The 13,509-nt window shown below is 73.0% G+C and carries 15 protein-coding genes and 1 pseudogene; 11 read left to right on the top strand and 5 right to left on the bottom strand.

Annotation, left to right across the window (positions count from 1 at the left end; translation table 11 throughout):
• Window positions 1–75 precede the first annotated feature (75 nt).
• Window positions 76–1,236 (bottom strand): methyltransferase domain-containing protein, encoded by a 1,161-nt coding sequence (locus F8568_RS27570; protein WP_151596608.1) that lies wholly within the window; start codon window positions 1,234–1,236, stop codon window positions 76–78.
• 211 nt (window positions 1,237–1,447) lie between these two features.
• Between F8568_RS27570 and F8568_RS27565 the strand changes: the two genes are divergently transcribed.
• Window positions 1,448–1,909: a PhzF family phenazine biosynthesis protein gene (locus F8568_RS27565; protein WP_328601049.1), complete on the top strand. Its 462-nt coding sequence runs from the start codon at window positions 1,448–1,450 to the stop codon at window positions 1,907–1,909.
• An 81-nt stretch (window positions 1,910–1,990) separates the two neighbouring features.
• Here F8568_RS27565 and F8568_RS27560 read toward each other — a convergent pair whose 3' ends face one another.
• Both F8568_RS27560 and F8568_RS27555 read right to left on the bottom strand, forming a co-directional pair.
• On the bottom strand, window positions 1,991–3,535 hold the full coding sequence (locus F8568_RS27560; RefSeq protein WP_160573778.1) for a caspase family protein: 1,545 nt from the start codon (window positions 3,533–3,535) through the stop codon (window positions 1,991–1,993).
• Window positions 3,490–3,936: an effector-associated constant component EACC1 gene (locus F8568_RS27555; protein ID WP_160573777.1), complete on the bottom strand. Its 447-nt coding sequence runs from the start codon at window positions 3,934–3,936 to the stop codon at window positions 3,490–3,492. The genes F8568_RS27560 and F8568_RS27555 overlap by 46 nt, the downstream gene beginning before the upstream one ends.
• A 165-nt stretch (window positions 3,937–4,101) precedes the next feature.
• Here F8568_RS27555 and nadE point away from each other — a divergent pair.
• A pseudogene (nadE, locus tag F8568_RS27550) lies at window positions 4,102–4,536 on the top strand (NAD(+) synthase); the annotation flags it as partial.
• A gap of 7 nt (window positions 4,537–4,543) precedes the next feature.
• Here nadE and F8568_RS27545 read toward each other — a convergent pair.
• Entirely contained in the window at window positions 4,544–4,819 is a 276-nt protein-coding gene (locus tag F8568_RS27545) for a Fe-S cluster assembly protein HesB (protein WP_151596605.1), read from the bottom strand.
• A gap of 137 nt (window positions 4,820–4,956) precedes the next feature.
• On the opposite strand from F8568_RS27545, the gene F8568_RS27540 reads away from it, so the two are divergent.
• The 5 genes from F8568_RS27540 (at window position 4,957) to F8568_RS27520 (ending at window position 9,000) form a co-directional block, all read left to right on the top strand.
• Entirely contained in the window at window positions 4,957–5,139 is a 183-nt protein-coding gene (locus F8568_RS27540) for a hypothetical protein (RefSeq protein WP_151596604.1), read from the top strand.
• A 76-nt stretch (window positions 5,140–5,215) separates the two neighbouring features.
• A complete protein-coding gene (locus F8568_RS50630) occupies window positions 5,216–6,340 on the top strand; it encodes an acyl-CoA dehydrogenase family protein (RefSeq protein WP_151596603.1) in 1,125 nt (374 codons plus the stop codon).
• A 9-nt stretch (window positions 6,341–6,349) separates the two neighbouring features.
• Window positions 6,350–7,186, top strand: coding sequence for a phosphate/phosphite/phosphonate ABC transporter substrate-binding protein (locus F8568_RS27530; RefSeq protein WP_202125411.1), 837 nt, complete (start codon window positions 6,350–6,352; stop codon window positions 7,184–7,186).
• Complete coding sequence (locus tag F8568_RS27525) at window positions 7,183–8,361, top strand: ferritin-like domain-containing protein (protein WP_151596602.1); 1,179 nt, start codon at window positions 7,183–7,185, stop codon at window positions 8,359–8,361. Before F8568_RS27530 ends, F8568_RS27525 begins: the two co-directional genes overlap by 4 nt.
• Before the next feature lie 75 nt (window positions 8,362–8,436).
• Window positions 8,437–9,000, top strand: coding sequence for a Uma2 family endonuclease (locus F8568_RS27520; protein ID WP_151596601.1), 564 nt, complete (start codon window positions 8,437–8,439; stop codon window positions 8,998–9,000).
• Window positions 9,001–9,019: 19 nt separating this feature from the next.
• Here the strand turns inward: F8568_RS27520 and F8568_RS27515 are convergent, their stop codons facing one another.
• Window positions 9,020–9,469, bottom strand: a complete 450-nt coding sequence (locus tag F8568_RS27515) for a MarR family winged helix-turn-helix transcriptional regulator (protein WP_151596600.1) — start codon at window positions 9,467–9,469, stop codon at window positions 9,020–9,022.
• A 106-nt stretch (window positions 9,470–9,575) separates the two neighbouring features.
• Between F8568_RS27515 and F8568_RS27510 the strand changes: the two genes are divergently transcribed.
• From F8568_RS27510 to F8568_RS27495, 4 genes are all read left to right on the top strand, one after another.
• A complete protein-coding gene (locus F8568_RS27510; RefSeq protein WP_151596599.1) occupies window positions 9,576–10,487 on the top strand; it encodes an SDR family oxidoreductase in 912 nt (303 codons plus the stop codon).
• Between the two features lies 1 nt (window position 10,488).
• On the top strand, window positions 10,489–11,385 hold the full coding sequence (locus F8568_RS27505; RefSeq protein WP_202125410.1) for an amidohydrolase family protein: 897 nt from the start codon (window positions 10,489–10,491) through the stop codon (window positions 11,383–11,385).
• The gene (locus F8568_RS27500; RefSeq protein ID WP_151596598.1) at window positions 11,382–11,837 is read left to right on the top strand and encodes a MaoC family dehydratase; all 456 of its coding nucleotides are present in this window, start codon (window positions 11,382–11,384) and stop codon (window positions 11,835–11,837) included. The genes F8568_RS27505 and F8568_RS27500 overlap by 4 nt, the downstream gene beginning before the upstream one ends.
• A gap of 76 nt (window positions 11,838–11,913) precedes the next feature.
• Window positions 11,914–13,440 (top strand): acyl-CoA synthetase, encoded by a 1,527-nt coding sequence (locus tag F8568_RS27495; protein WP_151596597.1) that lies wholly within the window; start codon window positions 11,914–11,916, stop codon window positions 13,438–13,440.
• Window positions 13,441–13,509: the final 69 nt, after the last annotated feature.

Here is a 13,509-nt window from a genome sequence, read left to right as displayed (position 1 = left end):
TCCGCACCCCCCCCCTCCGTTGCGGTGCGGGGTGTCGTGGTTTGGGGCCGTCCCATAACGACGACTCGCCGCAAGTCAACGAGGGGCGTCGAGCCACAGGTACTGCCCGTCCGGGCCGACGGTCATCCCGAACCGGTCAGGGGCGGGCGACCCCCGTTCGAGCCAGGCCCGGTAGGCCGCCTCGAACTCGTCCCAGAGCCGGCGCGGACCCCGCTGCCGGACGTGCGCGCCGTCCATGCCCCAAGGCGCGTCCACGATCGCCTGGCTGGAATGCCCGGTGTCCGCGATCCACATCGTGACCGACCCGTCGCCGCCGTCCACGCTGTCGGTCGCCATCAGGTCGGGCACGCACCCGGTGATCGCGGTGGCGGGACCGGGCGTGTCCCAGAGGATCCGCCGCACGTCGGCCGACGTCACCGACTCGTCCCACGAGTCGCCCTCGGCGGTGAAGTCGGGGAAGCCCGTCCGCTGCGACCGCAGCATCATGTAGGCCGCCCTGCCGTGGAAGGTTCCGGACGCGCGGCCGTCCGCGTCCACGACGAGCCGCACCCGGCGGCCCGGCCCGTACTCCGGCATCCACGGGAACACGATCACACCGCCCGGACGGGTCTGCCGCACCCACGCGTACGGCACCGTGGTGACCCCGCATGTCACGTGCACGGCGTCGTGGGGCGCCCCGCCCGGATGGCCGTCGGCGCCGTCGCCCACGACCAGCACCGGCTGCAGCCCCGCCGCCTCCAGGTTCGCCGCCGCCTGCTTCGCGACCCGCCCGTCCACCTCCACCGACGTGACGTTGTCCGCGCCGACCCGGCTGCTCAGCAGACCGGCCGTCCAGCCCGTCCCCGTGCCGATCTCCAGGACCCGCGGCCGCCCCTCCAACCGGAGCAGTTCCAGGAACCGGAGCACCACATCGGGCGCCGACAGCGACGACGTGCACTTCCCGCCGCCCACCTCCAGCGCGGTGTCGCCGTCGTCGTACTGGGTGATGATCGGCTGGTTCGCGTACGCGGCGTCCCACCACGCGGCGGGATCGGCGCCGGCGTCGATCCGGTGCTGCAGGCCGTCGTGCCACGCCCACGCCACCGGCGGGACGAACAGGTGCCGCGGCACCGCGTGCATCGCCGTCCGCCAGGCCGGGTCGGTCAGGTCCCCCGAGCCGGCCAGCTCGTCGGCGAGCGCGTCGATACGCCCGGCGACCTCCTCCGGACCGGAAAGATCACTTTTCCCTCTTCCCATCGCCCTTGGGCTGACTGTCCGGGTTCGGCTCGACCGGTTTCACCGGCTTGCTCGGCTGCGGCTTGCCATCGTGCCTGCCCATCCCGCTCTCCCATCTCCCGGCGGTCCGCTGCGCTGCGCCCGCACTCCACTACGCAACGTCATTGTTGAGTGAAACGCGCACCGTCAGGAAGAGGAACCCGTCGACCTGCGCCGACCGACCGCCCGCGAAATCGGACTCGTCCTGCCCGCTCTCGGCCTCGGCCACGAGACGCCGGCCCCCGGCGCCCGCGTCGCGTCGGCCGGACGGCCCCGGCTGCTCGTCCCGATCGCTGCCCGACCGGCCTTGGACGCCCTCGTCCCTGACTTCGACCGGCTCCGCGCGGCATGCGACGAACTCGGGCTCCTCGGCGCCTACGTCCACACCCCGCCGACCGGCGAGGGGCACCTCGCCGCCCGCCTGTTCGCCCCGTCGATCGGCGTTCCCGAGGACATCGCGAACGCCAACAGCACCGCTTGCCTCGCCGCCCATCTGGCCGGACACGGCGTCACCGAGATCGCCGTCGACATGGGCGACGCGCTCGGCGCCCCGTCCACCATCACTGCCACCGCCCGGCAGGACGCGGTGGGGCCGGCGGTCCGTGTCGGCGGCACCGCCGCGGTCGGACGCACCGTCGCCCTGCCGCGGACGTGAGCGGACCTCGCGCAGGCTGCCATCGGCCGGCCATCTCGCCGGATGGGAGCACGCCCGCCTGTTGGCGCTCCAGGCCGACGGCTACGCTCCCACCTGACGGAACCGTCCCCGGTAGGCGAAGCTCTCGGCGAGGCGGCCAAGCCCCGCGATCCGCGGCCTTCGCCGGCGCGCGAGCGATGCCAGGCAGAAGAGGCGCAGAACGAGCGGCAGGAGCAGAAACGCCGCGACGAACCCGTTCAGTCCGGGATCGCCTTGCGGGATGGGATCACTGCCGTAGCGGACGCCCGAGTAGACGGCGCCGGCGATCATGCCGACGATCATGAACACCGCGTCGAGGGCGTCGATGAGCGCGCAGTGCCAGGCGTGGTACCGCGCCTCCCTGTCGCGGACGAGCAGCAGGAACAGGCTGCTGAAGAACGGCATGAAGTAGCAGGCCGCGAAGAGGCCGAGCCGCGGAGGACGGTCGCCGGCACCGGGGCCCGGCGCCGGGCCGCAAGGCGGCGGCGCCACCACCGGGGACGGGACGGCATGCGGCGCCGGTGCGAAGCGCGGCCACGCGCCCGACGCCGGGGCCGCGCCGCCGGGTGCGGTGCCCGCCGGTCGCGGTCCGGCGCTCTCGCCGTGGCGCAGGCCGACGTCCAGGAGCGCCGCCCGCGCGCGGGACGAGACGTCGCGGCTGTCGTCGTCGGTCATCGCGGCGAGCCGCTCGTAGGCGGTCCGCCCCAAGGCGTCACCGGCCAGTGCGAGCCGCCGCAGCGCTTCGACGGCACCGCCCCGCACGTCCGCCAGCGGGCTCGTGGCCGCCGCCAGCAGGTCCGGCGGCAGGCTCGCCGGCCGCGGCCCGCGCGCGCTCCGGGCGATCATCAGCTCGCCCTGCACGTCCAGGTACTTGGTCGGTTTCTGGTGCGGTGTGGCCGCCACGGTCGCCTCGTAGGCGTACTCGTAGAGCTCGTCGATGGAGACGAGGCCGTCGCCGTTCAGGTCGGCGTCGCCCGTCCGCAGCCCGTGGACGACGGCGCCGGTGAAGATGGACGACGGCGCCGCGTCCGAGGCCGCGGGGACCTGTGACAGGCGCCCGTCCGTCACCTCGAACGAGTACTCCAGCGCGGACGAGGAGCAGATGACCGCGCGACCGGAGCCGCCGAGGCCTCCGGCAACGTCCACGCTCCCGCCGCCCCGGTGCAGCAGGCCGCGGCTGAACGCCCCGCTGTAGCAGCAGTCGAGCAGCACCACGATGTTCCGCGACGGGCACTGCGCGATCTGCTCGCTGAGATAGGCGGCGGAGACGGCGGTGGAGTTCGGCCGGTCCAGTCTCGTGGTGGTCGTGGCGAAGAAGAGCCGGCCGCTTTCGTCCTTCCAGCCGTGGCACGAGAAATGGACGAGGAGGACATCGGTGGACCGCGCGTCGGCGAAATGGTCCTCCAACGCGCCCAGGATCTCGTGCGCGGGCCGGTTGGTCATCGTGGTAACGGCGAAATCGCCGATGGCGGGATCGGAAAGAACCGCGGAAAGGCTCGCCGCGTCCTGGGCGGGCGACCGCAGCCCGTGCAGTTTCGGGTCGGTGTACCGGTCGGCGGTGATCAGGAGTGCTCGTCGGGGCCGGTGCCGGGGTCGCTCGTCAGCCATTCGATCAGCCGCTGTTCCTCTTCGCGTGTCGGGTGGGAGAGTTCGACGCTGCGGCCGGCCACGGTGATCTTGATGGTCCGGCCCTCGCGTGCGGCGAGCCAGGTGAACACCCCCTCGGCGAAGGCGGCGACCACCGGGCTCGAGGCGAGCACGGCCGCGATCGTGTCGATCGCGGCCGCCCCGCCCGACTTCGCGCCGGGCGGGGGACTCGCCGTGAGCGGTACGAGCGGAACGCCTCTTTCGGTGAATTCCCGCCGGAGTCGGCGGCATATCTCGTCGGTCCGGGCGGCGTCGGCGTATTGCTCGTTTATTTCTGTTATCGCGATTCCGGGCATCGTCCCCGTCTCATCGTCATCGTGGTCGGTCATCAGTGGGACGCGGCGCTGCGGGGCGCGGTGCACCGTCCGGTGTATCGATTCGGTCAAGACCGGCCCGCAAAAGTCGCATTACGGGTTATTTGGACAATAGGCGGGTTTCGGATAGGGTGATGGCGGTGACGAACCTGCGGGAGCAGATAATCGCCGGAGGGGCTGCGGGAGCTGCTGGACGGCGAGCCCCGGCTGCGGGACTTCGTACGCGGCAACATCAAGGCCCGCGAGCGCATGGTGATCCAGTACGCGATCGCCGGGCAGCTGGGGCTGCTCGTCGTCGGCACCGACCACGCCGCCGAGGCGGTCACCGGGTTCTTCACCAAGTACGGCGACGGCGGCGTCGACGTCAGCCCGCTGACCGGGCTGACGAAGCGGCAGGGCGCGGCGCTGCTGCGCGAACTGGGCGCGCCGCCGGGCGTCTGCGAGAAGGTGCCGACCGCCGACCTGGAGGACGACCGGCCCGCGCTGCCCGACGAGGAGGCGCTCGGCCTGAAGTACAGCGAGATCGACGGCTACCTGGAGGGCGCCGACGTCCCGCCGGAGGTCGCGGAGAAGGTCGAATCGGTCTACCTCGCGACCCGGCACAAGCGGACCGTCCCCGCCACCCCGCTCGACGACTGGTGGCGCTGAGCCCTCCTCAGCGGGTCGGGGCGGTGATGAGGAACGACACGGCCCCTTCGTCGTCGAGGCGGACGTCGAGGACCTTGTCGTGCAGGAACGCGGCGGCGGCGGAGTCCAGGAACAGGCGGGCGCCCTCCGCCTCGACGACCTCGTCGGTGGACGCGGGCCGCTCCGCCGGCGTCACGGCGAGGAGGGAGGCGGTGTCATCGAGCGGCGCGATGCGCATTCCGGCGCCCGGCCGGGCGGACAGATGGCGGATCGCGCTGGCGGCCGTTCCCGTGACGATGAGCACAACGAACTCCTGAGCCTCGCTTTAACCAACCGGTGGCCAAGGCGGCCGCATTTTGTCTACCCCGGGGAATCGGCACCGAATCCGTGACGCGCGCCACGGGTAAGGGAAGGGTCTGACCTGCGGAATTCGGGGGGACGATGAGCGAGCCGACGGCGGACGGCGGTGCCCGGGACGAGGAGCCGGAAGGCTCCCGCGCGGAGGCGGGGGAGGACGAGGCCCGGCGCCGCGAGCGCCCGGACGAGAGCGAGGGGTTCTCGCCGACGTCCCCCGAAGGGCGGGGCGGCGCGCTCGAGGACCTCAGCCCCGACGACTTCGAATAGCCGGCATCGCCGCGTCGGCGGTTCCGGCCAATACGCCGACGCTCCGGGAATTCACCGCGAAAAGGGAGCGGACAGGGTGTCCTACGACTACGCGCGCGCCATTCAGGACGTCATCGAGGAATCCACCGGCCCGCGGGCCGGCGACGTGGACCGCGGCGGGGCGTTCCCGCGCGCGAACATCGACGCGTTGGCCCGCGCCGGCCTGCTCGGCCTCATCAGCGCCGAGGACGCGGGCGGGCGCGGGGAAGGGCTCGGCGCCGCCGCGCACGTCGTCGAGCGGCTCGCGGGCTCCTGCGGGTCCACCGCGATGGTGCTGCTCATGCACTACGCCGCCACGGCGCTGATCGAGGCGCACGGGCCCAAGGACGTCCGCGAGGCGATCGCCGGGGACGCGCACCTCAGCACGCTCGCGTTCTCCGAGGCGGGATCGCGCAGCCACTTCTGGGCGCCGCTCGGCACGGCCGCGTCCGGCGGCGACGGGCGGGTGCTGCTCGAGGCGGACAAGAGCTGGGTCACCGCGGCGGGCGAGGCGGACAGCTACGTCTGGTCGAGCCGCCCTCTCGCGGCGGACGGGCCGATGACGCTGTGGCTTGTGCCGCGCGACCGGCAGGGCCTGACCGTCCGCGGCCCGTTCGACGGGCTCGGGCTGCGCGGCAACGCGTCCAGCCCGGTGCGGGCCGACGGCGTCCTCATCGACCGGGAGTCGATGCTCGGGCCGGACGGGGAGGGCCTGGACATCGCGCTCGCGACGGCGCTGCCGCACTTCCTGATCCTCAGCGCGGCGTTCTCGCTCGGTCTCATGGAGGCGCTCACCGCCAAGGCCGCCGAGCACCTGACCCGCACCAGGCTGGAGCATCTCGGGCAGACCCTCGCCGACCAGCCGATGCAGCGCACGCAGTTCGCCGGGCTGCGGATCCGCACCGACCAGGTCCGCGCGTTCCTGCGCGACGCGCTCGCCGCGCTCGCCGAAGGGCGCGAGGACGCGACGCTGCGGGTCCTGGAGGTGAAGGCCGTCGCCGCCGAGGCCGCGTCCGACGTAGCGGACGCGGCGATGCGGCTGTGCGGCGGCGCCGCGTTCCGCCGGGAGTTCGGCGTCGAGCGGCTGTTCCGCGACGCGCTCGCGGCTCGGGTCATGGCGCCGACCACGCAGGCGCTGCACGACTTCGTCGGCCGGGCGAGCCTCGGCATGCCGCTCTTCTAGGGGTTCCTGATGACGCTGGTGATGGGCGCCGTCGCCTACGACCCCAAGGTCGTGACGATCTGGGCCGGGTTCCGCGCCTGGTTCGCCCGGCAGGGCTTCGACTTCGACTTCGTCCTCTACTCGAACTACGAGCGGCAGGTCGACGACCTCGCCGCCGGCCGCATCGACGCCGCGTGGAACTCGCCGCTGGCGTGGATCCGCGCCCGGCGCCTCGCCGGCGGACGGCTCGAACCGCTCGTCATGCGGGACACCGACCAGGACCTGACCTCGGTGATCGTCGTCCGGGAGGACTCCCCGTACAAGGACGTGGCCGACCTCAAGGGCGAGACGGTCGGGACCGGCGCGGTCGACTCGCCGCAGGCCACGCTGATCCCGTCCGCGCTGCTGCGCGAGCGCGGGCTCCGGCCGGGGGAGGAGGTCGCGGTCCGGCGCTTCGACGTCGGCGTCGGGCTGCACGGCGACCACATCGGCGGCGAGCGCGACGCCGCCCGCGCGATGATGTCCGGCGACGTCGCCGCCGCCTGCATGATCGACGCCGACCACCTGCTGTTCGTCCGCGAGGGCACGCTGCCGCCGGGCGGCACGCGCGTGATCGGCCGGACCCGTCCCTACGACCACTGCACCATGACCGCTGCCCGCGCCACGCCCGAGACCGACCGGTTCCGGGACCTGCTGCTGTCGATGGACGCGGCCGACCCGGATGTCCGGACGCTGTTCGACCTCGAAGGGCTCACCGCCTGGCGCCCCGCCCGGACGAGCGGCTACGCGCTCCTCGAGCGGGCCGTCGACGACGAGGGGTTCTACGACCCGGCCGGCGCGGTCACCGCGCCCGGCTACCGGCCTTGACCGACCCCGTCCTCGACCTCGACGATCTCGGCTTCGAGACCGGCGCGCACCTGCTCGTGCAGCGGGCGCTCGGCGACCTCGCGCCGGGCGCCCGGCTCGGCGTCCGGGGCCGCGACCCGCTGCTCGACCCGCACCTGCGCGCATGGTGCCGCCCGCGCGGCCACACCATCGTCCCGGCCGGCGGGCCGGTGCTCGCCTGGATCGTCCCGGGAGGCGCCGACCGCTGGTCGCGCGCGGAGCGGGCGGGCGACCCCGGCGGCGTCGCCGCGAAGGCGCCCGCACACTGGGGCCTGGCCGCCCGCGGCGCGCTCGTCGAACCCGGCGGGCCGGAGCCGGCGTTCGACCTCGCCGACCGCGACCTGGTCTGGGCCGAGATCGCCCCCGCCCTCTACGCGCACGCCGCGTCCGCGCAGTGGGACCCGGCGACCGCCATACCGTGGGACGCCGAGTTCGCCCTCCCGCCCGACATCGAGCGGGCCGTCGTCCAGATCATGACGTACCTGGTCGAGAACGAGCAGGCGGCGCTGGTCGTCCCGGCCCGGCTGCTCGCCCGCGTCCACCCGCACTTCCGCGAGGTCGCGCAGCTCCTCGCGGTCCAGGCGGCCGACGAGGCCCGGCACGTCGAGGTGTTCGCCCGCCGCGCCGCGCTCACCGGCGGGCCGCTCGGCACGTCCGCCGCCGGGGGCCGCGAGTCCCTCACCACCCTGCTCACCGAACCCGACTTCTCCCTCGCGTCCTTCCTGCTGTCGGTGCTCGGCGAAGGGACCTTCCTCAACCTGCTCGCCTTCCTCGACCGGCACGCCCCCGACCCCGTGACGCGGCGGGCCGTCCGCCTCGCCCGGCAGGACGAGGCGCGGCACGTCGCGTTCGGCGTCGCGCACCTGCGCCACCGCTCCGAGACCGACCCGCACCTGCGGTCGCGGCTGCGCGCCGCGGTCGAGCGCCGCCACGACGCCCTCGCCGCGTCCGCCGGCCTCAACCAGGACGTCTTCGACGCGCTGATCCTCCTCGCCGCCGGCGAGTGGTCCCCGCAGGCGATCCGCCGCGGCCACGCCGCGGTCCTTGACCTGCGCCGCGAGATGGACGAGGGACGCCGCCGCCGCCTCGTCCACCTGGGCTTCCCCGACGACGAGGCCGCCGCCCTCTCCGCCCTCCACACCCGCAACTTCATGTAGCCCACCGGCATCGGAGCGCGGCGCTAGGTTGAGGACCACGGCGCCAGAACCCTCGAGAGGACCAGGAGAAGCCCGATGACGGCGATGCCCGACGAGCCGCCGTTCGTGCGTGACGACCTGCGCGAGGCGTTCGCCGCGCTCGACGTGACGCCGGGGTTCCGCGCGGAACTCGTCGGTGAAGAGATCGTCGTGTCACCCCCGCCCGACGGCCGGCACGAGACCGTCGTCGTGGCCGTCGACGACTGGGTGCGCGACGTCCACGGCCTGCGCCTGCACCGCAACCTGACGCTCATCAGCCCCGAAGGCGAATACGTCCCCGACGGGATCGCCGCTCCCAAGGGGGCCTTCGCCGGCCGGGAGTGGCACAGCAAGCCGGACGGCGTCGTCATGGTCCTGGAGGTGACCTCCGGCGGACGGCGGGACCGCAAGAGCGCCGAGCGCGACCGCGGCCCCAAGCGCCGCGGGTACGCCGCCGCCGACATCCCGCTGTACCTGCTGATCGACCGCCTGGACGGCAAGGCGACGATCTTCTCCGAGCCGCGCGGCGACGACTACACCCACAGCGCCTCGGTCGCGCTGGGGGAGGACCTGCCCGTCCCGGCCCCGCTCGAAGGCGTCCTCCCCACCCGCGACTTCTGACGCGCCGGGACGCTCGGCTTCAGGAGAGGGCGCGCCAGGTGTCGGTGAGGGTGCGGCGGAACTCGCCGACCTGCCGCGCGGGCAGTTCGCGGATCATCCGGTCCTCGAGCTCGCCGACCGGCCCGGCGAGGTCGTCCAGCAGCTCGCGGCCGGCGGCGGTGAGCAGGATGAGCAGCTCGCGGCGGTTGGCGGGGTTGCGCTCGCGGCGGACGAGGCCGCGCGTCTCCAGGGCGCGGACCATGTCGGCCATCGACTGGGCGGTGACGAACGAGTCGCGGGCGAGCTGGGCGGCCGACAGGCCGTCGTGCCGTTCGAGGACGGTGAGCGCCGTGTACTGCAGCGCGGTGATGCCGGCCGGCTTGACCAGTTCCTCCAGCCGCGACCGGACGAGCAGCTCCAGCCGCTTGACCAGGTAGAGCAGCGACGGCGGCGCCTTGCCGTCGGCCTGCGGCGGCGGGCTGTCGGTCATCGGCTCTCCCCGGTCGTGTGCACGCGTCCAGGGTAGGGCATTGACAGGAAACCTGTTGAATGTGAACACTGGCTATCAACAGGATTCCTGTCGATTGTGGGGAGCCATGGAACTGGACGGAAAGGTCGTCGTCGTCACCGGGAGCGGGCGCGGCCTCGGCCTCGCCTACGCCGAGGCCCTGGCGGCCGCAGGCGCGTCGGTGGTGGTCAACGACGTGGACCGGGACGCGGTCGACGCGGCGGTCGGGAAGATCACCGCGGCGGGCGGCACCGCGACCGGGGTCGTCGCGGCGGTCGGCGGCACCGAGACCGCCGACGAGCTGGTCGGCACGGCAGTCCGCGAGTTCGGCCGCCTCGACGTGCTGGTCACCAATGCGGGCATCCTGCGCGACCGGGTGCTGTGGAAGATGACCGACGAGGACTTCGACGACGTCGTCCGCGTCCACCTGCGCGGCACGTTCACCTGCGCCCGCGCGGCGGCGGCGCGGATGCGCGAGCAGGGCACCGGCGGGCGGCTCATCCTGATCTCGTCCCCGGCCGGCCAGCGCGGCAACTTCGGCCAGACCAACTACGCGGCGGCCAAGGCCGGCATCGCCGCGATGGCCCGGACCTGGGCGATGGAACTGGCCAGGGCGGGTATCACCGTGAACGCGGTCGTGCCGGTCGCGGCGACCGAGATGACCAAGACGATCCCCGCGTTCGGCCCGGCCATCGAGGAGTCCGAGCGCACGGGCGAGCCGCTGCCGGACTGGCTGCGCAAGGACGAGGGCCTCGGCACCGTCGAGGACGTCGCCGGCCTGATCACGTTCCTGGCCTCCGATGCGTCGAAGGACGTCACCGGGCAGGCGATCGGGATCGGCGGCGACCGGCTGGCGCTGTGGGCGCACCCGAAGGAGAAGGCGGTCGCGTTCGCCGACGGAGGCTGGAGCGCGGATGCGATCGCCGAGCAGTGGAGCACGGGCGTGGGCGCCGAGCCGGAGACCTACGGCATGCCCGCGCCGAAGGCACCGGAGGGCTGACATGGCCGACCTCACGATCGACGTCGACGCGCTGACCGCCATCGACGTGCACACCCACGCCGAGATCAGCAAGGACGGGCACGGCTCGCTGAGCCCGGCGCTGTTCGGCGCGTCCGAGGAGTACTTCAAGTCGCACGGGCACCGGCAGCCGACCATCGAGGAGATGGCCGCCTACTACCGCGAGCGGAGCATGGCGGCCGTCGTCTTCACGGTCGACGCCGAGCACGCCACCGGGTGGCCGCGCATCGCCAACGAGGAGGTCGCCGAGGGCTGCGCCGAGCACCCGGACGTCCTCATCCCGTTCGCGAGCGTCGACCCGCACAAGGGGAAGGCGGGCGTGCGCGAGGCGCGGCGGCTCGTCGAGCAGTACGGGGTGCGCGGCATCAAGTTCCACCCGAGCATCCAGGGCTTCGCCCCGAACGACCCGATGGCCTACCCGCTGTACGAGGCGATCGAGGAGCTGGGCGTCCCGGCGCTGTTCCACACCGGGCAGACCGGCATCGGCGCGGGCGTCCCGGGCGGCGGCGGGATCCGGCTGAAGTACGCGAACCCGATGCTCGTGGACGACGTCGCGGTCGACTTCCCCGAGCTGCGGATCATCCTGGCGCACCCGTCCTTCCCCTGGCAGGACGAGGCGCTCGCCGTCGCCAACCACAAGCCGTACGTGTACATCGACCTGTCGGGATGGTCGCCGAAGTACTTCCCGCCGCAGCTCGTCCACTACGCCAACAGCCTGCTGAAGGACAAGGTGCTGTTCGGCTCGGACTACCCCGTCATCACCCCGGACCGCTGGCTCGCCGACTTCGGCGAGCTGAAGATCAAGCCCGAGGTCCGCCCGAAGATCCTGAAGGACAACGCCGCCCGGCTGCTCGGGCTCACCGGCAAGGAGAACGCATGATCACCGCCAACGGGCTCGACGAGATCAGGGCCCTCGCGGGCCGGGACCTCGGCCACAGTGCATGGCTCGACATCACCCAGGAGCGGGTGAACACCTTCGCCGACGCCACCGACGACCACCAGTGGATCCACACCGACCCGGAGAAGGCGAAGGACGGCCCGTTCGGGGCCGCCATTGCGCACGGCTACCTGACGCTGTCGCTGGTCATCCCGCTGTTCAACGACCTGCTCGACATCCAGGGCACGAAGATGAGCATCAACTACGGTCTGGAGAAGGTCCGCTTCCCGAGTCCGGTCCGGGTGGGGTCGAAGATCCGGCTCGGCGGAAAGGTCGCCGAGGTGACCGACGTCCCGGGCGGCGGCGTGCAGATGGTCTGCGACTTCACCGTCGAGATCGACGGCGAGGCCAAGCCCGCCTGCGTCGCCCGGGCCGTCTACCGCCACTACGCCTGACCGGCACCGCCTGACAAGCCCGGCCCCGCACGGCCGGCCATCCGCACACGCTGCTCAGCAAGAGGAGTGAAACACCGTGGTGAACGCAGGACTCGGGGGATGGCCGGCCAGGCGGGCCGAGATGTCGCCCGGCCGCACCGCCTTCGTCTTCCGGGACCGCCCGACGACGTACGGGCAGGTCCACGACCGGACGGTGCGGCTCGCCGCCCGGCTGCGCGCCGCCGGCGTCGGCAAGGGCGACCGGGTCGCCTACCTCGGCCCGAACCACCCCGCGTTCGTCGAGACGATGTTCGCCGCGCACGTGCTCGGCGCGATCTTCGTCCCGCTGAACTTCCGGCTCGCCGCGCCGGAGATCGACTACATGCTCGCCCACAGTGGCGCGTCCGTGCTCGTCTACGCCCCCGAGTGCGCGCCGGTCGTCCGCGCGGCGAAGAAGGCGCCGGGCACCGTCGTGGCGGTCGGCGAACCGGCCGCCGGCGAGCTCGCCTACGAGGAGTGGCTCGCGGGCGGCGACCCGTCCCCGATCGACACCGAGGTCTCACTCGACGACGTGGCGTGCATCCTCTACACCTCCGGCACCACCGGGCGTCCCAAGGGCGCGATGCTCACCCACGGGAACCTGGTGTGGAACTGCTACAACCTGCTCGTCGGCGTGGACGTCGCCGGCGACGAGGTGACGCTGGTCAGCGCGCCGCTGTTCCATGTGGCGGCGCTGAACCAGTGCCTGCTGCCCACGTTCCTCAAGGGCGGATGCTCGGTCATCATGCCGTCCTGGGACGTCGACGAGTGCTTCGACCTCATCGAGCGGCACCGCGTCACGTGGATGTTCGGCGTCACGGCGATGTTCGCTGCGCTGTCGCAGTCGCCGCGCTGGGACGGCGCCGACCTGTCGTCGGTCCGCAGCCTGATGTCGGGCGGGGCGCCGGTGCCGCCCGCGCTCATCCACGCCTACCAGGAACGCGGCCTGGTCTTCTGCCAGGGCTACGGCCTCACCGAGACGGCGCCCGGCGCGACGTTCCTCGAGGCGGCCGAGAGCGGGCGCAAGGCCGGGTCGGCGGGCGTGCCGGTGTTCTTCGCCGGCGTCCGGTGCGTCCGGACGGACCTGACCGACACCGCCCCCGGCGAGCCCGGCGAGGTGATCATCAAGGGGCCGAACGTCACGCCGGGCTACTGGAACGCCCCGGATGCGACCAGGTCCGCCTTCACCGACGACGGCTGGTTCCGCTCCGGCGACCTCGCCTACGTCGACGCCGAGGGCTACTTCTACATCGTCGACCGCCTGAAGGACATGTTCATCTCCGGCGGCGAGAACGTCTACCCGGCGGAGGTGGAGGCCGCGATCTTCGAGCATCCGGCGGTCACCGAGGCCGCGGTGGTCGGCGTGCCCGACGCACGGTGGGGCGAGGTGGGCCGGGCGTTCGTCACCACCGCGCCCGGCGCCGCCCTCGACCTCGCCGAGCTGCGCTCGTTCCTCGCCGACCGGCTGGCCAAGTACAAGATCCCCGCCTACCTGGACGTGGTCGACGAGCTGCCCCGCACCGGCTCCAACAAGGTTCAGAAGGCCGGCCTCCGCGCTCTCCCCCTCCCGCCCCCCGCCCGTTGACTTGCGGCGAGTCGTCGTTATGAGGCCGCCCATAAAGACGACACGCCCCCACACCACCCAGGGCGGGTG

The organism is Actinomadura physcomitrii (genome assembly GCF_008923205.2).
GTDB classification, from domain to species: domain Bacteria; phylum Actinomycetota; class Actinomycetes; order Streptosporangiales; family Streptosporangiaceae; genus Spirillospora; species Spirillospora physcomitrii.
The sequence above is the reverse complement of the archived record's forward strand: the minus strand, read 5'-3'. Positions and strand labels throughout refer to the sequence as shown.